The following is a 23585-nucleotide window of genomic DNA, read 5'->3' on the forward strand; positions in this document are numbered from 1 at the left end:
CCATGCTCAAAGACCTCGGTACCCCCGCCAGAGGCCTGGTCAGGTCGGCCGGCCTGCCGCGGGAGATCCGCCGCCGCCGGGCGATCCTGGCGCTGGTGATCCTGGCCTCGTTCACGCTGATCGTGCTCGACGCGCGCCGCTCGGCCGGTTCACCGGTGGAGCCGCTGCGGCAGGCCGCGGCGTCGGTCTTCGGTCCGCTCGAGTCGGCCGGCTCGTCGGCCCGGCAGCCTGTGGACAACCTGCGGGACCGGTTCGCGGAAGTGGATAGTTTGAAGGCTGAGAACGAAAAACTCCAAGCCGAGAACGAGAAACTCACCACCGAGCTGCGATCGACCGACTACGCGCGCAACCGCGCCGCGGAGCTGGACCGGCTGCTCAAGGTCGCCCCGTCGTACACGATCACGCCCGCGCGGGTGATCGGGATCGGCGGCGCGCAGAGTTTCGACCACACAGTGACCATCGATGCCGGAACAGCGGACGGGGTGAGACCGGACATGACAGTACTGAACGGCGACGGCCTCGTCGGCCGCGTGGTCCGTACGACGGAGGGCACGGCGACCGTGCTGCTGATCGGCGACCGCAACTCCACCGTCGGCGGACGGCTGAACTCGACGCTCGCGCTCGGGTTCGTCTCCGGCCGCGGCGACGTGACCGGTTCGCTGGACTACAAGCTGGTCGACCTGCGTGCCCGGCCCAAGGTCGGCGACCGGATCGTCACCTGGGGTTCGAGCGGCAACGCGCCGTACGTGCCGGGCGTGCCGATCGGCGAGATCACCACCGTCACGCCGAACGAGGGGACGCTGGGGTCGACCGCGGTGGTGAAGCCGTTCGCCGACCCGACCCGGATCGACACGGTCGGCGTGGTCACCGGTCCGCCGGCCCGGCCGCCGCGCAGCACGGTGCCGCCGCAGAAGGGCGGCTGAGATGACCTCGCTCCGGATCGTGATCGCCGCACTGTTGCTGATGATCGCCGTCACCGTGCAGACCTCGATGCTGCCGCAGCTGGCGGTCGCGGGCGTGACGTGTGACCTGGTGATGATCGTTGTCGTCGCCCTCGGATTGGCCCGTGGGCCGGAATGGGGTGCGATCGCCGGCTTCGCCGGCGGGCTGCTGCTCGATATCGCGCCGCCGGCCGATCACACCGCCGGACGGTGGGCGCTCGCCCTCGCGCTGTCCGGGTATATCGCCGGGATGATCCGGCGGGAGGCTTCGGCCGGACCGGTGGGGCCGCTCGGCGTTGCACTGACCGTCGTGCTGGCCGCCGCGGTCTCGCTCGTCGTGTACTGCGCGACCGGTTCGCTGCTGCACGATCCGGCGGTCGACTGGAGTGAGCTCGGGGTCCGGCTGGGGATCGCGGCCGGGTACGACGTGGTCGGGGCGATCGTGGTGATTCCGCTGGTGCTGTGGGTGATGCGGCGGTTCGTCCCGGTTCGGGAGCGGCGGGTGCTGCCATGAGTTTCGACAGCTTCAACCCGGCCCCGCTGAAGCCGCGGCTGCGCCTGTTCGTCATCGGGGTGCTGGTCTTCTCGTTGCTGAGCACGTTGTTCGCGCGGCTCGTCTACATGCAGGTGCTGTCCTCGGCGGACTACTCGCAGGCGGCGACCCAGAACCACACTCGCGAGGTGCTGATCCCGGCACCGCGCGGAACGATCGTCGACGCGGCCGGCCGGACCCTGGTCGGCAACCGGGTGTCCCTGGTGATCACGGTCGACCGATCCGTGCTGGCCAAGCTGCCCGACGCGCAGCAGCAGGCGATGCTGGTCCGGCTGGCCAAGGTGCTCGGTCAGAAACCGGCCGACCTGAAGGCGCGCACGATGCTCTGCGGTGAGCCCGGCGCCTCGAAGCCGCCGGCCTGCTGGAACGGTACGCCGTACCAGCCGATCCCGGTCGCGAAGGACGTCAGCGAGCAGATCGCGATCGAGGTGATGGAGCGCCGCGAGGACTTCCCGGGTGTCGCCGCCGAGTCGACCGCCTTGCGGGCCTACCCGGCGCCTTACGGGGTGAACGCGGCGCACATGCTCGGGTATCTCTCGCCGATCACGACGGACGAGCTGGACGCACTGGACAAGGCCGGGCAGGACTCGGTCGGGCACCGGTCCGATCTGGTCGGCCGGGCCGGTCTCGAGCGCACGTACGACGCGATGCTGCGCGGGACACCAGGTGTGAAGAACGTGGTCGTCGACGCGGTCGGGTACACGACCGGCGTGAAGAGCCAGACCGCGCCGGTGCCGGGGTCGACCTTGATGACCAGCATCGACGCGCGGGTCCAGGCATCGGTCGAGAAGGAGCTGCGCGGCGCGATCATGACCGCGCGCAAGCAGACCGACCCGGTGACCAAGCGGAAGTACGTGGCCGACTCGGGCGCGGCCGTGGTGATGGACACGCACACCGGCCAGATCGTCGGGATGGCCAGCTACCCGACCTACGACCCGGGCGTCTGGGTCGGCGGTATCTCCCAACGCGAACTCGACGCCCTGTACTCACCCCAAGCCGGTACGCCGTTGCTGTCGCGCGCGTTGCAGGGCCAGCTCGCGCCCGGTTCGACCTTCAAGCCGATCACCACCGCGGCCGCCCTGGCGAACGGCTACAGCACGAAGACCCGGCTGGACTGTGCGCCGTCGTTCACGGTCGGGGACCGCAAGTTCAAGAACTACGAGACCACCCCGTTCGGGATGATCGGTTTCCAGCAGGCGCTGGCGATCTCCTGCGACACGTTCTTCTACCAGATCGCCTACGCCCTGTGGCTGCGCGAAGGCGGCAACTCCGGCGACATCAACGTGCGCGATCCGCTGGTCGAGATGGCCAAGAGCTTCGGGCTCGGCCGGCCGACCGGGATCGATCTGCCCGGCGAGGCCTCCGGCCGGATCGCGGACCGGAAGTGGAAGAAGCAGTACTACGACGCCCAGAAGGACTACTACTGCAAGCTGGCCGACAACCCGCCGGCCGGGACGTCGTCCTTCCTGAAGCAGTTCTCCCGGGAGTTCTGCGCCGATGGGTACCGGTACCGCGCCGGTGACGCGGTGAACTTCTCGATCGGGCAGGGCGACACCACGCTGACTCCGTTGCAGTTGGCAACGGTCTACTCCGCGCTCTCGAACGGCGGCACGCTGTGGGAGCCGCGGGTGGCCAAGAAGGTGATCGGGGCGAACGGCAAGGCCAAGGCGATCCCGCCGAAGGTGGCCGGCCGGCTGCCGGTGCCCGCGTCGACGCTGAAGTTCATCGACAAGGGCCTGCTGGACACGACCCGGATCGGCACGGCGGCGTGGAAGTTCACCGGGTTCCCGCTGGACCAGGTGCCGGTGCGGTCCAAGACAGGGACGGCCGAGGTCTACGGCAAGCAGACGACGTCGTGGTTCGCGACGTACACCGATCGCTACGCCGTGGTGATGATGATCAGCCAGGCCGGTAGCGGTTCGGGCGCCTCGGGAACGGCGGTGCGGCACATCTACGAGACGCTCTACAACATCAAGCCCGCGCCGCCCGAGAAGAAGGCGAAGCAATGAGTCTGCTGACGCCGCTGCGGGCGTCCCGGCCGAGGGTGGATCGACGCTCGGCGTTGTGGCAGGCCGACTGGGTGCTGGTGATCGGCGTGCTCGCGCTGGCGGCGATCGGCAGCCTGCTGATCTGGTCGGCGACCTCGCACCGCAGCTCGCTCACCAACGGCAACCAGCACGAGTTTCTCGTCCGGCATGCGCTCAACTTCGCGATCGGCCTGATCCTCGCGATCGGCGCCGCCCTCACCGACCACCGGCGGGTCCGCATCCTCGCCCCGGTGCTGTACGCCGGATCCGTGGTCGGGCTGATCCTGGTGCTGGTGCCAGGGGTCGGCGCGGTGATCAACGGATCCCGGTCGTGGATCGAGCTGCCCTGGATGTCGATCCAGCCGAGCGAGTTCGCCAAACTCGCGGTGATCGTCGGGATGGCCCTGCTGATCGCCGAGAAGGGCGAGACGAACCACCGGGAGAACGCCCGGACCATCGACATCGCCCAGGCGATCGCGGTCGCCGCCGTCCCGGTGCTGCTGGTGATGCTGCAACCGGACCTCGGCACCGTGATGGTGCTCGGCTCGATCGTGTTCGGCATCATCGCGGTCTCCGGCGTCCCGAAGCGCTGGATGCTCGGCATCGTCACGGCGGCCGTGGTGATCGCGGTGCTGGCGATCCAGTTCAACGTGCTGAAGAAGTACCAGATCGCCCGCTTCACCGCGTTCGCCGACCCGTCGCACGACACCCAGGGCATCGGCTACAACGTCAACCAGGCCCGGATCGCGATCGGCAACGGCGGCGTGTTCGGCCAGGGGCTGTTCCACGGCTCGCAGACGCAGAACGCCTTCGTGCCCGAGCAGCACACCGACTTCGTCTTCACCGTCGCGGGGGAGGAGCTCGGCCTGATCGGCGCCGGCGCGATCATCATCCTGTTCGCGGTGATCCTCTGGCGCGGACTCCGGATCGCCGTCAACGCCCGGGACGCCTTCGGCCGGCTGATCGCCACCGGCATCGTCTGCTGGTTCGCCTTCCAGGCCTTCGAGAACATCGGCATGACCCTGGGCATCATGCCGGTCACCGGCCTCCCCCTCCCGTTCGTCTCCTACGGTGGCTCGTCCATGTTCGCCGGCCTCCTCGCCGTAGGCCTCCTGCAGAACATCCACCTCCGCTCCCACCAGATCTGAAGCGGTAGCTCGTCAGGGCCGAAGCGGTGGCTGAGCAGCTGGTGCGGTGGGGATCCACTGGGCGATCCCATGGCGCGACTCGACCAGAAGCTTGCGGCGAGTGTTCTCGAGATGCTTCTCGACCGTGCGCACCGAGCACACCCGGCGCCGGGCGATCTGGGCGTCGCTGAAACCCTGCGCCGCCAGCAGCGCGACCTGTTGCTCCGTCGGCGTCAGCTCGCCCCAGCGGCTGCCGCGACCCCCCGACCGGCTGCCCTCGGCGTTGCCACCGCCCAGCCAGCTGCTGCCCTCGGCGTTGCCCGCGTCCGGCCGGCTGGCCTTGGGGTTGTTGTCCACGCCATCGGCGGTGCTGCTGTCGGTGTTGTCGTCAGGGGCGACCAGCGCCGCGAGGTCGGCGTACTCGCGTGCTTGGGCGGCCTGGAAGGTCTCGTCGAAGCAGGTCCGGCCGAGGATCTGGACAGCGACCCGTTCGGCCTCGGCGTTCGCGTCCCGGAAGGGAGGGAGCACGGAGAGGGCGACGCGATACCGTTCGCCCAGCCGGTGAGCGCCACCCAGAGCGCGAGCCGCCCGGAGCGCGTTCGCGTGGTCCGACTCCGGCCCGGTCGGCTGATGCTTGATCACCGCGGCTGCCCTCCAGGCGATCAGATGGATCAGGTAGAGCAGCCCCCAGTGGTCTCCCGGCTCTTTTCTCGGCCGTTCGATCGGCGGCAAGTCGCGTGGGTTGCCATGCCAGATCACGGCGAGACCGCACGCCAGCAGCGCCCACGCGTACGCCCAGTTGGCACCGACGGCCTTCGTCTCCGCGGCGTACCGGCTCGTGAGTTCTGCCGCTTGCTCGTCCGAGCCGTACCAGTCGGCGGCCAGGCCAGCGAACAGCAACGAGGTGGCGCGTTCCCCGGCGTATCCCGGTCCGGCTTGCTCGAACAACTCGACGGAGTGCTGCAGCGCGGCGATCGACCGCGGATCACCCTGGGCGAAGAAGGCGTAAAGACCGACGAACCGTGCGGTAAGCGCCGCGGTCACGATGTCGTCCGGATCGACGGGCGCTGCTCGGCACAGCGTCAGCATGTCGTCGGCAGTCTTGAGATCGCCCTGGCAGAGCGCGGTCACCCCGGCCAGAGTCACTGCCCAGAGTCTCAGCTCTGCCGGCCCGTCGGGACCGACAGCAGTCAGGCCGTCCCGCAGCCAGTCGATCGTCTCGCCGGAATTGCCGAGGTAGAACTGCAATCTCAATCGCGCCAGGGACACTGACAACTCAAGGCCGGCCGCTTCCTCGCCGGGAGTCGCCGTACTCCAGGCCAAGGCCGCCCGAAGGTTGGCCAGGTCGGAGTGGGCCCGCCGGAGGTATGTCAGCTCATGCTCGCCGAACCATTGATCGGCGGCTTCCCGGGCAAAAGCCAGCAGGTAGTCGCGATGGCGGCGCCGTAGCTCATCGGCGTCGGTGAGCTGGGCGCTGCCGTACTGCCGCAGCGTTTCCAGCATCCGGTAGCGCGTCGTGCCGTCGCAGCGGTCGGCAATCACGACCGACTTGCCGACAAGCTCGGTGATGACGGTCAGCACCTTGTCCACCGGCAGATCCGGTCCGGTGCAGACCGCCTCGGCAGCAGCCAAGTTCCAACCGCCCTCGAAGACGGACAGACGGGTCCACAACGCCTGTTCGGCAGTTGTGCAGAGCCGGTAGCTCCACTCGACGACCGCCTGGATGCTGTGATGCATGGGGTGAGCGCCATGCCGGGGTCCTCCGGTGAGCAGCCGGAAGCGCTGGTCGGCCGGCGTACCGTCCAGCCGGGCCAGAATCTCGTTCACCGACTGGCTGCGGAGCCCAGCCGCAGCCAACTCGATGGCCAGCGGCAGTCCGTCCAGCCGTTGACACAGCTGCGCGGCTGCCTCCCGCTCAGCAGCCTGGACAACCACTCCGACGGCCTTCGCCCGCTGTTCGAAGAGCTCGAGCGCCTCGGACTGTCCACCGCCGACTGTCAACGGTGGTACGTCGAACAGCTCCTCACCGGCACACCCGAGCGCCTCACGACTGGTGACCAGAATCTGCACCTGTTCGTCCGCCGCAAGCAGCGCGCTGACCAAGGAGCCGGCGGCGGCCACTACGTGCTCACAGTTGTCGAGCACCAGCAAGACCGGCTCATCGCACTCGGCGAGCCGATCGAGGATCATCCGACGCGCCGAATGCTCGGTGAGAAGCTCGGCCCCGAGGGCCTCCGCCACGGTTCGCTCGACGCTCGCGGCATCGGGAGCATCCTGGACGTCGCTCAAGGAGCACCACCGAACCTGCGTCCTGACCCGGGTCCGGGCCAGCGCGCGGACCAGCCGCGCGGCGAGCCGCGTCTTGCCGACGCCACCTGGACCGAGCAGCGTCAGCAGCCTGGTTCGCTCCAGCCGGACCAGCCCGGCGCGGATCTGCTGCTCGCGACCCACGAACGACGTGACCTCGACCGGCGTCCTGGACGAATCAGCAGCTGCCCCCACGGCCTCGGTTCTACCGCCTGATCGGGTCAACCTACGTACCCGGCTACGTACAGATACGGTCGCGCCAGACCGGTCTGGACCAGCAAGCTGGCCTGCGGTGACAGACCAGTGAGCAATGGAGTGAATGTGAAGATTCAAGTCAGAGTTGCGTCGGTGTTCCTGGCGCTTGCGGGGGTGATCGGCGGATCGGTGGTGGTCCCGGTGGCAGCGCAGGCGGGACCGATCGTCTGCTTCGAGCACTACCACGTGGAGAAGTACCGCTCGTTCGAAGGGCGAGAAATCGAGCTGCGCCGCTGCGAGTCCGACCATCCCGGCTCGTACTCCTACCAGGCCTGGCTTCTGAACGCGAAGCTGGGTGACGAGATTGCCCTGTACTACAACCCGTATGGCAAGGGTTACGTCGCGGGCTCTCGCAATGAGAACCGGCTTGGGGACGGCGAAACGGTCGCGACTCCGGCGTACTACGGGTTGATCGGTGAGCTGCAGCCGTGCCTGGTCGATGGCGACCGGGTCATCGCCTGCGCCTGGAGCTGATCCGGAGGGACGCCGTGATCGAGCCAGGGCGTTCGGCTCGATCACGGCGCGGCGCGGTGGACCGACCACACGGTGGACGCTCGGTGCGGCTCGGGCTGGTTGTCGGCGCAGGGCTGTAGGCTGCCGTTCTTGTTGCGGGATCCGGCCCTGGAAGGGACCATGTCGAAAATCGTCTCGTTCTCGCTCGTCGCGCTGATGGCCTTGTCGCTCGCATCCTGCGGGGACGACAAGAAGACCGGTACGCCGGCTCCGACGCAGACCCCGACGGCACCGAGCTCCAGTACGCCGACCGCCCCGGCGGATCCGACCACGACGCCGTCCACCGGTGGTCAGCCGGTCGAGCGCACCAAGGCCCAGCTCACGAAGGCGCTGCTGGTGCTGGCGGACCTGCCCAGCGGGTTGTCGGTCGTGCCGGACGATCCCTCGGACGCTTCGGCCAAGCCGTTCTCGTCCAAGGACGCGAAGTGCAAGACGTTGGTGAAGTACCTCAACGCCGACGTCGCCCCCGGTTCGACGGTGAGCGTGTCTCGCTCGTTCTCCGCCGGGCAGGAAGGGCCGGACATCGACTACGGCCTGGACGCGATGGGCGACGCGAAGAAGGTGCTCGCGCTGCAGACGGCGTACAAGGCGGCGGTGAACTCCTGCAAGAAGGTCACTCTGAAGGTCTCCGGTCAGGGCACCTCGTCGATGGTCGTGGAGGAGATCTCCGCGCCCAAGTTCGGCGAGCACCCGTTCGCCTTCCGGCTGACCGGCATCAGCGGACCGCAAGAGGGCGGCGAAGCCACCGCGGCCATCACCGGGGTGAACGACGTCATCCTCTCCGTCTTCATCTACGCCGGCGCCCCCGGCGAACTCGACGGCGCCACCAAACTGGCAGTCGACAAGGCCAAAAAGGTCCTCGGCGGCCCCAAGACCGGCACCTAGCCAAGCCCCACCACCAGCCTGCGGCGGCCGCCAACAGCGCGCGCGGTACGTCGTGGTTAGCGGTTGGGGAGGGGCATGACGGTGGTGCGGCGGTGGTGTTCGAAGACTACTGAGCTGCGGATGTCGGCGATCTCCTGACGTTTGGCGAGGTTGAGGACCAGGTCGCGGAGGGCGGTGGTGTCTTTGACGGCTACGTGGGCGAGGAAGTCGGAGGCGCCGGAGACCATGAAGATCTCGAGGGTCTGCGGCAGGTTCTGCACGTAGTCCTGGAACGTGAGCGCGACCGCCATCGCCTGCGGGCGGAGCTTGATCGAGATGATCGCCTGGGTCGAGCGGTCGATTGCCTTCAGCTCGACCTCGGCGTGGTAGCCGCTGATGACGCCGCGGTCGCGCAAGCCCCGTACCCGCTCGAGACAGGTCGACGGCGCGATGCCTAGCTCGGCCGCCATCTCGCGGTTGGTCCGCCGCGCGTCGTTCTGCAGGAGCCGCAGGAGAGCCGTATCAAGTTCGTCCATGACGCTCAGTTTCGCAGATTCGCCGAATTTCGTTCGGCAGGCGGGAAAGTCAGCCGATGATCTGCCTAGTGTTTCCGCGTTGGTCCGGACGAAGGAGACAAGGGTGCTGGCAGAGAAGATGGTCGTGGTGATCGCCGACGAGGCGCCGATTGGTGTCGCCCTGAACACCGCCGCATTGCTCGGCGTCGCGCTGGGGCATCACCACGACGACGTCGTCGGCAAGGACACCGTGGACGGGTCCGGCGGCATCCACACCGGCATGTGCGCTCACCCGATCCCCGTACTACGGGCAAGCGCCGAGCAACTCCACGAGCTCCGGACCCAGGCAGTCACCCGAGATGGCGTGACCGTGCACGACATGAACCAGGTCGCGCAGAAGGCCCGCACCTACGAGCAAATGTCGGCAACGCTCAGCGGAACGAAGTCCGAAGACGTCGAATACCTAGGCCTGGCCCTCTACGGCCCTCGCCCCACCATCGACTCCCTAACCGGCGCCCTAAAGCTCTACCGCTAGCCCCCGACCCAAGCCGAGCTGCCCCGGGCTGAGCCCGAGCTGCCGCGGGACGGCCCGGGTTGCACTGGGTTCGGCCCCGCCCGTGCCGGGTCTGCGCGTGAGCGGGGCTTTCCGAGCCAGGTGGTTGGCGCGCTAGAGCTTCACGATGATTTCGCCGACCGGTAGGCCGCCGCCTAGGACTTGGACCCTGCGGAGTTCGTCGGCAGCGGAGACATCGAGGCCGCATTTCTCCAGCAGCGCCAGGCCGAGGGCGGTGGTCGCTCGGGGGTTGCCGTCGATCACCTTCACCGCGACTGCGTGGCCGTTGGGGGCGGCCATGGCTATGACGCCCTCGGCGCCGCCCTTGGCGATGACGCCGGGGAGTAGGCGCATCACCTCGGTGTTGAGGTGGCCGTGGCCGCCGACGAGTGCTGGGTAGAGACGCATGGCGGCGGCTACGCGGCTGTCCGGCGTACCGGGTGGTGCTGTTGCCAGGCGGCCGAATGCGCGGGCCAGGCCGTCCAGCGGCATGCCGAGGAGGGGTGCGCCGCAGCCGTCGGTGGTGACGATCCCGGTTGCCGCGCCGGTGAGGCGTTCGATCTCGGCCGCGATCGTGCGCTGGACGGGGGAGTCCGCGTCGAGATAGCCCACGGGGTCATTGCTGCCAGCAACTGTTGCCATCAGCATCGCGGCGTGCTTGCCGGAGCAGTTCATCCGGACCGGCGACGGACCGATGCCCTCGGCAATCAATCGGAACCGGGTCGGCTCGTCCTCCGGCCGGTCCGGCGGGCATCCCAACGCGTCCCGGTCGAGCCCGGCCGCGGCCAGCATCCGGTCCACCAGCGCGACATGCCGATCGGTACCAGTATGCGAGCCGGCCGCGATCGCCGCCTCCTCGTCCTCCAGCACAGCGCCGGCGACGAAGCTGCCCACCGCCTGCAACGGCTTGGCCGTCGATCGCGGCAACACGACCGCGTCCACAGCGCCTGCGGCGAACACCCGGGACCCGTCCGGTGAAAGCGCCACCGCCAGCCCGAAATGCCGGCTCTCGACGAACCCGCTCCGCACCACCTCGGCCAGCTCCACGACCGAATCCAGCCCAGGGACACCGTTGCTCATGTCGCGCAGGCTAACAACGTCCGTAGGGTGGGATGTATGCGACTCGACTATGAGGTGAGTGGACCGGAGAAGGCGCCCGTCGTACTGCTCGGCTCGCCGCTGGGGGCGACCCGGGCGATCTGGGCGCCGCAGATCCCAGCCCTGTCGGAGCGGTTCCGGGTGATCGCCTTCGATCATCGGGGGCACGGCGGTTCCGGCGTACCGGCTGGGCCGTATGCGATCGAGGACCTCGGCGGCGATGTCGTCGAGCTGCTCAACGAGTTGATGGTGGAGCAGGCCGCGTACGTCGGGATCTCGCTCGGCGGCGCGGTCGGCCTCTGGCTCGCGGAGAACGCGCCGGCGAGGTTCAGCAGGTTCGCGCTGCTCTGCCCACCGGCGTACCCGGCGGCGGGCGCCCAGATGTGGACCGACCGGGCGGCTCAGGTCCGCGCCGAAGGCACCCAGGCGATCGCCGAGGCGACGCTCGGCAGATGGTTCCTTCCGGAGTACGCCGAAGCTCACCAAGCCGAGGTCGATCTGGTGCGCCAGCAGCTCCTCAAGACTCCCGCCGAGGGGTACGCCGCTTGCTGCGAGGCGCTCGGCGCGCTGGACCTCCGCGACGACCTCGCCAACATCACCGCTCCCGTCCTCCTGGTCACGGCAGAAGGCGACACCTCGATCCCGCCGGAAACGGTGGTCCCGCTGGCCGCCCAGATCCCCGGCGCCCACCTGGAAATCATCGAGAACGCCGCCCACCTGGTCACCTACACCCACCCCGACCGCATCAACCCCCTCCTCCTCGCCCACCTCACCTGAGCCCGAGCCTCTGTGAACCGGTCCAGTTTCCGGGTTCGCGAAGGCGGGTAGGAACATCCCTGGCCCAGGCTCGGAGACGCCCCTCCGGGCCGGCGCCCGGTGAGGAGACGTGGTCGGCATGTTCAGAGGTCGGCGGATACGGATCGCGGGTGGTGGCCTGCTGGCTGTCGCTCTGGTCGGTGGGGGACTCGTCGCTGCGAGCGCGCGGGACAACTGCGGGATGGTGCGACCGCCTTCGGTCGGGCAGCGCGCGGAGGCCAGCTGGGAGCGGGTCGAGCACAAGTTCTCCGGTGAGCCGGCCGAGACGGAGACCGCTGGGATGCCGGCTATCTGCGCCGCGCACTTCGAACTGCAGGAGCGGGCCGGCGCCGGAGCGACCGGACCGGCGGATTACCTCACCACCAAGTTCTCCTCCGGCAAAGACATCAGCCTCGACCAGATCCGCCAGGCGCGAGCCCAGGCAGCGCTGATTCCGCAGGACGCCGACAAGAAGAGCTGGAGCTACGTGGGCCCGTCCAACATCGGTGGCCGGATCGTCGGTCTCGTGGTGGACCCGAGCCGCCCGGACACGACGTACGTCGCTGCCTCGGGCGGCGGCGTCTGGCGCAGTACGGATGCCGCCAGGACCTTCACCCCGGCCTGGCCGAGTGGGCAGAACCAGACGATGGGTGCGCTCGAGCGCGGCTCGGACGGCACCCTGTGGGCCGGTACCGGTGAGGCGAACCCGCCAGGCGGCGGGCTGACGTTCTTCGGGGACGGGATCTACTCGTCCACCGACGGCGGCCGCTCGTGGCGCAACCGGGGCCTCAGGGACAGCGCTGCCATCGGGCGGATCGCGGTCGACCCGTCGAACCCCCAGCGAATCTTCGTGGCGGCCTCCGGCTCGCCGTACAAGCCGGTTGCGCAACGTGGTCTCTATCGCAGTGAGAACGGCGGCCGTAGCTGGCAGCGGGTCATTGCCCCGAGCAACGACACGACGGGCGCGGTCGACATCGTGATCGATCCGGTGAACCCGCGCCGGATGCTGGCGGCGATGTGGGACCACCATCGGACCGCCGGTCTCCGCACGTACGGCGGGGTGGGCTCAGGGCTGTTCCGGTCGAGCGACGGCGGGACCACCTGGACACGGCTGGAGAACGTCACCACGCTCTCCGCCGGTGATGCGACAGGTCTCACCTCGGATGCATCACTCGGCCGGATCGGGCTGGCGATCGCGCCCAGCCGACCGGACCGGGTCTACGTCATCACCGGCACACAGTACGGAGCTGACAAGGGCTTCTACGTCTCCAACGACTTCGGTACGTCGTTCGCAGCTGGCGGCAAGGCCGGCGGCAACAGCCGGTACGAGTGGTGGTTCGCCAAGCTCTGGGTCGATCCGGCAAACCCCGACCACGTGTTCAACGCAGATCTGAACATGCGCGCCTCCACCGATGGCGGCCAGACCTGGTCCGCGCTGGCCGGGCTTCACGCCGACCAGCACGCGATGGCCTGGGACCCGAACGTACCGAACCGCCTGTACGTCGGTAACGACGGCGGCGTCTACCGGTCGGATCAGAACGGTGCGACCAACACCTTCGTGCATGCCGAGGTCGAGCCGTTCAACCAGTCGTACCATCTCGCGGTCGCAAAAGACGACCCGAACCGGCTGGCTACCGGGCTGCAGGACAACGGCAGTGTTCGCTCGTGGACAGCGGCGACACCACCCGGCGACCTCACGCAGTTCAACTCGTTCGGCGGCGGTGACGGGCACTGGGTGCTGATCGACCCAACCAACCACGACATCTACTACGAGTGCCTGCAGCAAGGGACCTGCCACGGGCACCAGGACGTGAACGGCACCGAGACCTCCTGGAACTTCGGCACCCGGCACAGCGAGCGGACCACCACGGACGCTCCGATGGCCTTCGACCCGAAGGACCCGTCGATCGTGTACTTCGGTGGCAACGTGCTCGACCGATCCACCGACCGGGCGCACACGTTCACCGCGATCTCGCCGGCCGGCGCGGCCGACCTGGCCGGTGGCCCTCCCACCGAGCAGCCGGACCCGGTCTACACCAACGCGTACCACACGATCAGCGCGATCGGCGTCGGCAACGACTCCAGCACCTTGTACGTCGGTACGGACAACGGGCTGCTCTGGCGCAGCGGCGATCTCGGCCAGACCTGGACGAAGCTGACCGGCGTACCGCAGCGTTGGGTGAACTCTGTCGTCGTCGACCCGCGCTCGGCCGATCACGTCTGGGTCGCGCTGTCCGGGTTCCGCGAGGGATCGGCGGCGTCGTCGGTCTTCGAGACTCGCAACGGCGGTCGGACCTGGACGGATGCGAGCGGCAACCTGCCGAACGCCCCGGTCGAGATGCTCACCTATGACCCGGTCCGCAACCGCCTGTACGCCGCGACCGACTTCGGTGCGTACACGGTCCGCTCCGGTGCCCACCACTGGACCCAGATCGCCGGCGGCCTGCCGCAGACCTCGGTTCTGGACGTCAAGGTCAGCGGCGACGGGGCCACCGTCTACGCCGCCACCTTCGGCCGGAGCATCTGGAAAGCCCCAGCACCCCGCTGATGATCGGAGTCCGCCGCCGGGCGCGTTAGGCTGGTAGGCGCTTTGACCTCGATCTGGAAGTTCTGTGATGACTGTTGAGTCCTTGTTCCCGCGCCTGGAGCCGCTGCTGCCGACGGTGCAGAAGCCGATCCAGTACGTCGGCGGTGAGCTGAACTCGGTCAGTAAGGACTGGGATTCGGTCAGTGTCCGCTGGGCGCTGATGTACCCGGATGCCTACGAGGTCGGCCTGCCGAACCAGGGCGTGCAGATCCTGTACGAAGTGCTGAACGAGCGCGAGCACACCCTGGCGGAGCGGACGTATGCCGTCTGGCCGGACATGGAAAAGGTCATGCGCGAAGGTGATGCGTTGGGCCCTATCCCGCAGTTCACCCTCGACAGCCACCGGCCGGTCCGGGCGTTCGACGTGTTCGGGATGTCGCTGTCGACCGAGCTCGGCTACACCAACATGCTCAACGCCATCGATCTGGCCGGCATCCCGCTGTACGCCGTGGACCGGACCGACGAGGACCCGATCGTGCTGGTCGGCGGGCACTCCGCGTTCAACCCCGAACCGATCGCCGACTTCATCGACGCGGCGGTGCTCGGTGACGGCGAGGAGATCGTGCTCGCGATCTCCGAGGTGATCCGGGAGTGGAAGGACGAGGGTGAGCCGGGCGGCCGGGACGAGGTGCTGCTCCGGCTGGCGAAGTCTGGTGGCGTCTACATCCCCAAGTTCTTCACCGTCGACTACCTCGAGGACGGCCGGATCAAGCGGGTCGCCCCGAACAAGCCGGGCGTGCCGTGGCGGACCGCCAAGCACACCGTGATGGACCTGGATGCCTGGCCGTACCCGAAGAAGCCGCTGGTCCCGCTCGCCGAGACCGTCCACGAGCGGTACTCGGTGGAGATCTTCCGTGGCTGCACCCGGGGCTGCCGGTTCTGCCAGGCCGGGATGATCACCCGCCCGGTCCGCGAGCGCAGCATCACCACGATCGGCGACATGGTCGAGAACGGCCTGAAGCAGTCCGGCTTCGAGGAGGTCGGCCTGCTCAGCCTGAGCTCGGCCGACCACAGCGAGATCGCCGAGGTGGCGAAGGGCCTGGGCGACCGGTACGAGGGCAGCAACGTGTCGCTGTCGTTGCCGTCGACCAGGGTCGACGCGTTCAACATCACGCTGGCCAACGAGTTCTCCCGCAACGGCCGGCGCAGCGGTCTGACGTTCGCCCCCGAGGGCGGGTCGGACCGGATGCGCAAGGTGATCAACAAGATGGTCAGCGAGGAAGACCTGATCCGCACCGTCGCCGCGGCGTACAGCCATGGCTGGCGGCAGGTGAAGCTCTACTTCATGTGCGGGCTGCCGACCGAGACCGACGAGGACGTACTGGCGATCGCCGACCTGGCGAAGCGGGTGATCGCGACCGGTCGGGAGGTGACCGGGCGCAACGACATCCGCTGCACGGTGTCGATCGGCGGGTTCGTGCCGAAGCCGCACACGCCGTTCCAGTGGGCCTCGCAGCTCGGCGTCGAGGAGACCGACGCCCGGCTGGCCAAGCTCAACTCGGCGATCCGGTCGGACAAGAAGTACGCGAAGGCGATCGGCTTCCGGTACCACGACGGCAAGCCCGGCATCATCGAAGGCCTGCTGTCCCGCGGTGATCGCCGGGTCGGCCGGATCATCGAGCAGGTCTGGCGCGACGGCGGCCGGTTCGACGGCTGGAGCGAGCACTTCTCCTACGAGCGCTGGATCGAGGCCGCCGACACCGCACTGGCCGACGAGCCGATCGACCTCGCCTGGTACACCACCCGCGAGCGCGAGTACGCCGAAGTCCTGCCCTGGGATCACCTGGACTCCGGTCTCGACCGCGAGTGGCTCTGGGAGGACTGGCAGGACGCCCTCGAGGAGGACGGCGCGATCGAGGTCGAGGACTGCCGCTGGACCCCGTGCTTCGACTGCGGCGTCTGCCCGCAGATGGGCACCGAGATCCAGATCGGCCCCACCGGTAAGAAACTCCTGCCGCTCTCCGTCGTCTAACGCACTGTCAGTCGGAGCGTCGCCGCAAACGCAGTCGACGACGTTCCGACGTGCAGATCGAAATCACCCGGTTCGACAACAAGAGTTCCGGCAGCGTCGACCAGAGCAAGATCTTCAGCCCGTACTACGAGGCGCACGGTGATCCTGGCTCCCGGCTCCAGCGCGACCTTCTGTGCGCCCTTGAGCTGAATCTCCGGTAGCACGACAGACGCCGCCAAGTCGGTCACGTACAACTGCACGACCTCGCTGCCTGCCCGCTTGCCGGTGTTGGTGACCTCGACCTCTACTTCGGTCTGCCCCGACCGGCTGATCCGTGCGGCAGTCAACCGCGGCTTCCCCAACGAGAAGGTCGTATAGCTGAGCCCGTATCCGAACGGATACAGGGGCGACGCAGGCCCGTCCACATACCCTTCCGAGTGATAGCGCGAGCCTTTCTGGTTGTAGTACATCGGCAACTGGCCGACGCTACGCGGAAAGGTCACCGGCAGCCGGCCACCAGGCTCGGACACCCCGAACAGCACGTCGGCGACCGCATGACCGCCCTGCTCACCGGGAAGCCAGGCCTCCAGAATCGCCGGGACGTGCTCTGCCGCCCAGCGCACCGACAGCGCCCGCCCGTTCACCAGGACAAGCACGACGGGGGTCCCAGTCGCAGACACCGCTTCGAGCAGTTCCTGCTGCACACCGGACAGGTCGAGACTGGAGACGTCCGCCAGCTCGCCGTTCGTCCGCGCACCGAGGTAGCCACCTTTGGTCTGCTCACCCAGTACGACGATCGCCAGCTCGGCCTGCTTCGCCGCTGCGACCGCCGCGGCGAACCCGGACCGATCCTCGCCGGTCACCTCGCAACCTTTCGCATAGCTGATCGAGCGGGAGCCCGCGACGGCCTTGATCCCGGCCAGGATCGACGGTACGTCGTGCAACTGCGGGGAAGCCGCGTAGTCCCCGAGCAGGTTCTCGGCATCGTCCGCATTCGGCCCGATCACGGCGATACGCCGTACGCCGGGCTTGATCGGGAGCAGACCGCCCTCGTTGCGGAGCAGGACCATCGACTCGCGTGCCACCTGTGCCGCGATCGCTCGATGCACCGGCTGGTTGACGACCCGCTGCGCCCGCTCGGCGTCGACGTACGGATGGTCGAAGAGTCCGAGGACCTGTTTGAGGGCCAGCACGCGCGTCACCGCCCGGTCGAGCAACCGCTCGGAGACCAGGCCGCGATCGAGCGCGGTCTTCAGCGACTGCAGATAGGCGTCGCGCCAGCCCAGGCTGATGTCCAGGCCCGCCTTCAGCGCCAGCGCGCCCGCCTCGATGTCGTCGGCGGCGATGCGATCTTGGAGCATCCCGTCGAACCCGATCCCGATCACCGCGCCGGCGAACCCGAGCTCCTCGCGCAGAAGCCCGGTCAGGTACGCCGGGGAGCCGTGCACCGAGATGCCGTCGATCACCTGCTCGCTCGCCTCCGTCATCAGCGCACCGGCTGCGAAACCGGCTCGCCAGGGCGGCAGGTGGATCGCGCGCAGCTCCCGCTCACCGAGCTCGATCGGCGCTCCTTCCAGCCCGCCGGTGTTCGGCGACTCGACCGGAAACGTGCACAGGGAGGCGATCACCGCATCGTCCGCGCGCAAGTCGTCGCCCTGCAACCCGGCGACCAGCGCCACCACGTACTGGGTGGTGAGCCAGGGATCCTCGCTGAACGACCAGATCGCGCGGCCGTAGCGAGGATCGCGGGTGAGTTCGGCCATCACCGTGCTGACGGTGTGGATGCCGACCGCGCGAGCCTCGGTGCCGACCACGTCGAAAACCTTGCCGATCAGCGCGGGATTCCAGCTCGCGCCGAGGCCGAGGCCTTCGGGGAAGACGGTCGAGCCGGGGCCGACCGATCCGTGGGTGCCTTCGCTGATCTGCAGCAACGGGATGCCGAGTTCGGTGCCCGCGGCAATCTTTTGCAGCGCGTTGTGCCGAACCGCCTGCTCCCGCGGGGTCTTGGCGTCCGGCAACGGGAAGGATCCGAACACCGACTCGTTCACCAGGCCGAAGAAGCCACCGCCCGGGCCGAGTTTCAGCCCACCGGCCTCGACCCCGCCGCGGACGTACTTCTCCTGGTTCTCCGGTGTCCCGGTCGGATCGGTCGACGTCGCCGTGCAGGAACTGCGGCAGGACCAGCGGGATGTTCAGCTGGGCGATCTTGTCGGCGACCGACATCCGGCTCAGGAGCTGCTTGATCCGGTCCAGGTCGATGCCGTGGGGGAGCGGAGCAGCCTGGGTGACCCCGACCCCGCCGGCTACCGCCACAGCCAGGGACGACGCGACGAATCCACGGCGGGTGAGTGAAGGAGACATGCCACGGAGTCTGCCGAGCGAGTCTCATCGGCGCGTCCGACCGACGGTTCCCTTCATCAACTATCGGTGGACCCGGGAATCAGTCTTTGGTCGAAGAGACCTTCAGGATGACCTCGCTGAGGGGGAGGTCTGCTGCGCTGCCCAGGACCAGGTCGGCATGCCCGACCGCCTCCGGAGTGACGAAAGGGTTGGGGATCGCGACCGTCCACATGCCTGCGGCGGCGGCCGCGACCGTGCCGTGCGAGGTGTCTTCGACGGCGACCGTCTGCTCGCCCTTCAGGCCGAGCCGCTGCAGCGCCAGTTGGTAGATCTCCGGATCGGGCTTGTGCCGCGAGACCTCGTCGCCGGTGGTGATCTGGTCGAACAGGTTCACCGCACCGACGCGCTCCAGATTGCCGACCACCCACTCGCGCGTGGAACTGCTGGCGATCGCGACCCGCAAACCGCCGCTCCGGGCTTCGGCCAGCCAGTCCCGGATCCCCGGCCGGAAGTCCAGCCCTTGGTGCAGCTCTTCGCGAAAGGCCCACCGCCGCGCGAAACTCTCGTCGTGGTCGAACCCGGGCCCGACGGCCGCGGCGAGCTTCGCGGTGTGCGAGGCGAAGGTGTCGCCGCCGTGCCCCGGCCAGAACCCGTCGTCGAGATCGAGCTCCAGCCCGTGATGCCGCCACTCCGCCTTCCAGGCCTCCACCAGCGTCGTCTCGGTGTCCATCAGCAACCCGTCGAAGTCGAACACCACCGCCTCGACCAGCACCGGCACCAGCCGCGCCACCAGTCGATGGATCTCACCCGCCGACAGCCCGAGCCAGCCGAGATACCCACGAATCCCGCCGTACGCCGAATCCACGAACCCCAGCGAATCCAGAATCGTCTCCGGCGCCGTGCGACGGTACGGATCGGCGCCCTGCAGCCCTAGCCGGACCTCGCTCAAGGCGTAGTCTGCTGCGATCGCTTCCCGACGCACGCCGGCCAATTCCAGGAGCAGGGCGATCAGCAGTCCGGTTCGGTCCTTGCCGGCGTGGCAGTGCACCACGACCGGACGGTTGGCGGGCGCGTCAGCGACGGCCCGCAGCACCTGAACGATGTGACCGCGATTGCGGTCGAGGCTGCCGCGATACGTCTCGGCCAACGTGGGCGAGGGCACGAAGTGCTTGTCAGCCAGCGGATCGATCCAGGGAATACGCCGGTACGCCGGATCGCCGGCGCCTGGATGTCCCTCGCCGATCTCCGAGTCCGACCGGAGGTCGAGCACCAGGCCGGCGCCGAGCTCGGCGAAGGTGGTGCGGCCGGCGTCGTCCAGCTCATGCAGGGAATCGGTGCGGATCAGGGTTCCGGCGCGCGTGCGTACGCCGTACCGGGTCGGAAGTCCCCCTAGATCGCGCGTGTTGCGGCAACCACTCCAGTCCAGGTGCGTCACCCGGGCTAGCCTATTACGCCTCCCAGGGTCTCGTAGCCGGACCACGTGTCGCCGTCCCACGCCTTGTGGTGCAGGGCGTGGTCGGGTCCGGTGACGAAGACGTCGAGCCGGTTCGGGCCCCAGGCAACCACCGGACCGGCGACGATCGGCCGCTGCGCCACCGCCGGGACCAGCCAGCCCGCCAAGGCGGCGGCGTTCATTCGCAGGATCTCCGCGGCCAGCGACCAGTCGAGGAAGTTGAGCGTGTCGTTGGCCGAATGGATGTGCCCGTTCGCGCTGTCCGCACCCTCGATGGTCAGCACGGCCGGCATCGCCGCGTTGATGAACGGCACATGATCGCTGGCGAACGGATTCAGCGAGGTCTCAACCTTCAATCCGGTGTACGTCGCGGCCGCCGTCGCCAGATCCGCGATCTGCCCGGACGAAACCGCCGCTCCCTCCAGCAACACCGCCGGCACCGCACTGTTCTTGGAAGCAATCATGTCCATGTTGAGCACAGCCCGGACCCGCGATCGCTCAGCGGCCGGCAACGTCGCGACGTACTGCTTGCTCCCGAACAGCCCCTCTTCCTCGCCACCGAAGAGAATCAGCCGTACGTCGTGTTGCCAGCCTTGACTCGACAACAGCCGCCCGAGTTCCAGTACGCCGGCCGCCCCACTCGCGTTGTCGTCGGCACCTGGCGCATTCCCCGCCGGACCGCCCGCGAGGTTGATCGAATCAAGATGCGCGGTGATCACCACGAGCCCTCGCGGACCCGGTCCGGCACCGGGCCGATCGCCGATCAGATTCTCCGAATGCCCTGCTCCGACGGTGATCGGCATCCGGGTCGTGGTGTAGCCGAGGGCAACCATTCGCGCTGCAGCGAAATCCACCGCGGTCTTGAACGACGCGCTCAGCGAGTGCCTCGTCGGCAGACTCGCCAACCAGGTGAGATCCGCCTGGTACGACGTGGGCGAAAGCTGGCCGAGGAGGTTCGCCACCGAGGGATCGACCCGGGAAGCCCGAGCAGAAGCAACCTCGACGAAGGTTCCCGGCTGGAGCGGATCGATCCGCCAGCAATGGTTGGACCGCTTCCGGGGTTTGTCGGCAGCCGAGATCACCAGCTGACGGCCGTGATCCAGCAACGGCGTCACCTCCGGATACTCGTCCTGGAAACTCCGGCCGACCTGCGTGACGACCAGCAGACCGGGAGCCGTTCGGGAGCCCCGGCCGAGCCGCTGATCGGCCGGCACCCAGAGGATCGACTTGTCGCCGAAGTGCGCCGCGGTGGCGCCACCGGCGACATCCGCGGTCGGTACGACGAGATAGCGCACGGGTGCTCTCATATCTCCCTACCAAGTCATTTCGAGCCGATCGGGCGTGAGGCTGACGATCCGGGCCTCGCCGGGCATCCCGCCCTCGCGGGTGATCGCGCCCGAGGACTGCCACCGGCCGGGGTGCGGTTCAGGGGCGTCACCCCGGCCGATGGCCCATTCGACGAAGCTGCCGTCCGGGCCGAACTCCACCCCCCGCCGGCCACGGGCCGGCGGGAAGGCGAAGTCGTCGCGGCGGTAGACGGACAGCCCGTCGTGGTCCTCCTCGAAGGAGTGCGTCCACCGCCCGATCAGATCGGCGGTGTTCAGCTCATCACCACTTGCGGTGCCGCCGGCTCCTCGACGGGAAGGGGCAGCCTGAAGTCGGCGATCACGCCACCGAGTGGTTCGTAGCCGGTCAGCGACGGTCCCCAGTTCGAGCCGTCCCACCACTTGTGATAGAGCCCGCTGTCGGTTCCCTCGACGAAGACGTCCAGCCGATCGGAGCCCCAGGCGGTGACTCGTGGCTCGCCGACGCAGACGCCGCCCAGGTACTCCCAGTCGGCAGCCCACGAACCGTCGAACCACTTGTGATACAAGGCCGAATCGGTTCCGGTGACGAAGACGTCCAGCCGCCCGGAGCCCCACGAGACCGCGGTCGGCGCACTCGCGCAGATGCCGCCCAGGTACTCCCAGTCGGCCGACCAGCCGGTCCCGTCGTACCACTTGTGGTACAGCGCGAAGTCGGTTCCGATGACGAACAAGTCGAGCCGGTTCGGTCCCCACGCGACCGCCGTCGGGGTCGATGCACAGACACCGCCGAGGGACTCGAACCCATTCCAGGCCGAGCCGTCCCACCACTTGTGATACACCGCGTTGTCCGTGCCGAGGACGAAGACATCCAGCCGATCGGGGCCCCAGGCAACCACTTCGGGCGGACTCATGCAGACGCCGCCGAGGGACTCGAATCCGTTCCAGCCGCTCCCGTCGTACCACTTGTGGTAGAGCGCCCGGTCGGTGCCGAGGACGAACGCGTCGAGCCGGTTCGGTCCCCAGCTGGCCACTCTCGGCGGGCTCATGCAGATGCCGCCGAGGGACTCGTAACCGTTCCAGGCCGAGCCGTCCCACCACTTGTGGTACAGCGCCCGGTCCGTGCCGAGGACGAACGCGTCGAGGCGATCCGGTCCCCAGGACGCCACTTCGGGAGCACTCATACAGACACCACCCAAGGATTCGTAGCCACTCACCGACGGGCCCCAGCCCGCGTCGTACCACTTGTGCCACAGCGCGCGATCCGTGCCGATCACGAACGCGTCGAGCCGGTCCGCACCCCACGAGAGCACCGATCCGGCCGGCTCCGGCATACCGGTGGCGCCCGCGGAGCCCTGGTTGAGGTTCGGCCGGGCATTGTCCAGACACGCCTGCATCCGCGCCACCTGGTCGTTGGTGAACATCACCATGCCGCGGTCGTCGGTGTAGTCCATGTAGTCGACGAACAGATCGCCGTTCGGCCCGTTGCTGCAGGACAGCTTGGGGAACGCCGGTACGCCGAAGTTGGGGCCGCCCTGGTTCGGGGTGTCCGCGACCTCGTCGCTGCCGCTGCACCCGGTGCCGTCGTCGCCCCAGATGTGGAACAGGTTCAGGTAGTGCCCGATCTCGTGGGTCGCCGTCCGGCCCAGGTCGAACGGCGCCGCCGCCGTACCGGTCGTGCCGAAGCCGCTGTGCAGGATCACCACGCCGTCGGTGTCCGCCGGGCCGCCCGGGAACTGGGCGTAGCCGAGCAGGCCGCCGCCGAGCTGGCAGACCCAGAGGTTCAGGTATTTGTCCGGGTTCCAGGCGTCGATGCCGCCGGTCGCTGTCTTCTTCACCTTGTCGTCGGTGCCGAACGAGGCCTGGCTGGTCTGCGTCCGGGTGACACCGGTGGTCGGGTTGCCGTTCGGGTCGGTGGTGGCCAGGGCGAACTCGATCTTCGCGTCGGCGACCAGCGGCTGGAAGGGCGCCGGGACGAACCCGATGTCGGTGTTGGTCGCGCGGAAGTCGCGGTTCAGGACCGCGATCTGGCTGTCGATCTGGGCCTGCGAGATGTTCTGCGCGCTGGTGTTCCAGACCACGTGGACGACGACGGGGATCTTCGCGATCCCGGCAAAACGCTGCTGGCGGGCCACGTACTGCGTCGTCGCGTTCTCCAGCGCGGACCGGGCGGCGACGTACTCCGCCGAGGTGCTCAGCAGCCTGCGGTGGACATCCATCACCCCACACTCACGCCGCGTCGGCGGCTGGTCAGCCCGTCCCGGGTCGCCCCCGGACATCCCGCCCCCACCGCCAGGCATTCCACCACCGGCACCACCGGCACCGCCCGCGCCACCGGCACCGCCGGGCATTCCGCCGCCCGCACCCACACCGCCGGAGCCACCGCCCCCGGTGACCGCACC

At 68.5% G+C, this 23585-nt stretch carries 19 protein-coding genes; 12 read left to right on the forward strand and 7 right to left on the reverse strand.

Annotated features, from left to right (window positions below; all coding sequences use genetic code 11):
* Positions 1-2 precede the first annotated feature (2 nt).
* The 4 genes from mreC to rodA are packed head-to-tail and all read left to right on the forward strand — an operon-like array spanning position 3 to position 4669.
* Positions 3-923, forward strand: coding sequence for a rod shape-determining protein MreC (gene mreC, locus ABZ004_RS30840; protein ID WP_355684595.1), 921 nt, complete (start codon positions 3-5; stop codon positions 921-923).
* A gap of 1 nt (position 924) precedes the next feature.
* A complete protein-coding gene (gene mreD, locus ABZ004_RS30845) occupies positions 925-1455 on the forward strand; it encodes a rod shape-determining protein MreD (protein ID WP_355684596.1) in 531 nt (176 codons plus the stop codon).
* A complete protein-coding gene (gene mrdA / locus ABZ004_RS30850; protein WP_355684597.1) occupies positions 1452-3503 on the forward strand; it encodes a penicillin-binding protein 2 in 2052 nt (683 codons plus the stop codon). The genes mreD and mrdA overlap by 4 nt, the downstream gene beginning before the upstream one ends.
* The gene (gene rodA, locus ABZ004_RS30855) at positions 3500-4669 is read left to right on the forward strand and encodes a rod shape-determining protein RodA (RefSeq protein ID WP_355684598.1); all 1170 of its coding nucleotides are present in this window, start codon (positions 3500-3502) and stop codon (positions 4667-4669) included. The genes mrdA and rodA overlap by 4 nt, the downstream gene beginning before the upstream one ends.
* Before the next feature lie 12 nt (positions 4670-4681).
* On the opposite strand, the gene ABZ004_RS30860 is transcribed toward rodA, so the two are convergent.
* Positions 4682-7150, reverse strand: coding sequence for an NB-ARC domain-containing protein (locus ABZ004_RS30860; RefSeq protein WP_355684599.1), 2469 nt, complete (start codon positions 7148-7150; stop codon positions 4682-4684).
* 126 nt (positions 7151-7276) lie between these two features.
* Between ABZ004_RS30860 and ABZ004_RS30865 the strand changes: the two genes are divergently transcribed.
* Positions 7277-7684, forward strand: coding sequence for a hypothetical protein (locus tag ABZ004_RS30865; protein ID WP_355684600.1), 408 nt, complete (start codon positions 7277-7279; stop codon positions 7682-7684).
* A 159-nt stretch (positions 7685-7843) separates the two neighbouring features.
* Complete coding sequence (locus tag ABZ004_RS30870; RefSeq protein ID WP_355684601.1) at positions 7844-8608, forward strand: hypothetical protein; 765 nt, start codon at positions 7844-7846, stop codon at positions 8606-8608.
* 56 nt (positions 8609-8664) lie between these two features.
* On the opposite strand, the gene ABZ004_RS30875 is transcribed toward ABZ004_RS30870, so the two are convergent.
* Positions 8665-9123 (reverse strand): Lrp/AsnC family transcriptional regulator, encoded by a 459-nt coding sequence (locus ABZ004_RS30875; protein ID WP_355684602.1) that lies wholly within the window; start codon positions 9121-9123, stop codon positions 8665-8667.
* A 103-nt stretch (positions 9124-9226) separates the two neighbouring features.
* Here ABZ004_RS30875 and ABZ004_RS30880 point away from each other — a divergent pair, with 103 nt between their 5' ends.
* Positions 9227-9637: a DUF2000 domain-containing protein gene (locus tag ABZ004_RS30880; protein ID WP_355684603.1), complete on the forward strand. Its 411-nt coding sequence runs from the start codon at positions 9227-9229 to the stop codon at positions 9635-9637.
* 132 nt (positions 9638-9769) lie between these two features.
* Here the strand turns inward: ABZ004_RS30880 and ABZ004_RS30885 are convergent, their stop codons facing one another.
* Positions 9770-10735, reverse strand: coding sequence for an asparaginase (locus tag ABZ004_RS30885; RefSeq protein WP_355684604.1), 966 nt, complete (start codon positions 10733-10735; stop codon positions 9770-9772).
* A 36-nt stretch (positions 10736-10771) separates the two neighbouring features.
* Here ABZ004_RS30885 and pcaD point away from each other — a divergent pair, with 36 nt between their 5' ends.
* From pcaD to ABZ004_RS30900, 3 genes are all read left to right on the forward strand, one after another.
* Positions 10772-11530 carry a 3-oxoadipate enol-lactonase gene (gene pcaD / locus ABZ004_RS30890; protein WP_355684605.1) on the forward strand — a complete coding sequence of 253 codons (759 nt, stop codon included), beginning with the start codon at positions 10772-10774 and terminating at the stop codon, positions 11528-11530.
* A 118-nt stretch (positions 11531-11648) separates the two neighbouring features.
* Positions 11649-14096 carry a hypothetical protein gene (locus ABZ004_RS30895; protein ID WP_355684606.1) on the forward strand — a complete coding sequence of 816 codons (2448 nt, stop codon included), beginning with the start codon at positions 11649-11651 and terminating at the stop codon, positions 14094-14096.
* A gap of 67 nt (positions 14097-14163) precedes the next feature.
* Positions 14164-16107, forward strand: a complete 1944-nt coding sequence (locus ABZ004_RS30900; protein ID WP_355684607.1) for a TIGR03960 family B12-binding radical SAM protein — start codon at positions 14164-14166, stop codon at positions 16105-16107.
* Here the strand turns inward: ABZ004_RS30900 and ABZ004_RS30905 are convergent.
* Positions 16104-18122 carry a glycoside hydrolase family 3 C-terminal domain-containing protein gene (locus tag ABZ004_RS30905; RefSeq protein ID WP_355684608.1) on the reverse strand — a complete coding sequence of 673 codons (2019 nt, stop codon included), beginning with the start codon at positions 18120-18122 and terminating at the stop codon, positions 16104-16106. The genes ABZ004_RS30900 and ABZ004_RS30905 overlap by 4 nt on opposite strands.
* On the opposite strand from ABZ004_RS30905, the gene ABZ004_RS30910 reads away from it, so the two are divergent.
* Positions 18091-18438, forward strand: a complete 348-nt coding sequence (locus ABZ004_RS30910) for a hypothetical protein (protein WP_355684609.1) — start codon at positions 18091-18093, stop codon at positions 18436-18438. The two genes, ABZ004_RS30905 and ABZ004_RS30910, sit on opposite strands and share 32 nt — an antisense overlap.
* Before the next feature lie 88 nt (positions 18439-18526).
* On the opposite strand, the gene ABZ004_RS30915 is transcribed toward ABZ004_RS30910, so the two are convergent.
* The 3 genes from ABZ004_RS30915 to ABZ004_RS30925 form a co-directional block, all read right to left on the reverse strand.
* On the reverse strand, positions 18527-19861 hold the full coding sequence (locus tag ABZ004_RS30915) for an HAD-IA family hydrolase (protein ID WP_355684610.1): 1335 nt from the start codon (positions 19859-19861) through the stop codon (positions 18527-18529).
* 5 nt (positions 19862-19866) lie between these two features.
* Complete coding sequence (locus ABZ004_RS30920; RefSeq protein WP_355684611.1) at positions 19867-21186, reverse strand: M20/M25/M40 family metallo-hydrolase; 1320 nt, start codon at positions 21184-21186, stop codon at positions 19867-19869.
* A 293-nt stretch (positions 21187-21479) separates the two neighbouring features.
* Positions 21480-23402, reverse strand: a complete 1923-nt coding sequence (locus ABZ004_RS30925; protein WP_355684612.1) for a M43 family zinc metalloprotease — start codon at positions 23400-23402, stop codon at positions 21480-21482.
* On the opposite strand from ABZ004_RS30925, the gene ABZ004_RS30930 reads away from it, so the two are divergent.
* On the forward strand, positions 23391-23585 hold a 195-nt coding region (locus ABZ004_RS30930), incomplete at its 3' end, for a hypothetical protein (RefSeq protein ID WP_355684613.1). The genes ABZ004_RS30925 and ABZ004_RS30930 overlap by 12 nt on opposite strands.

It is taken from the genome of Kribbella sp. NPDC006257 (assembly GCF_040613535.1).
GTDB lineage: Bacteria > Actinomycetota > Actinomycetes > Propionibacteriales > Kribbellaceae > Kribbella.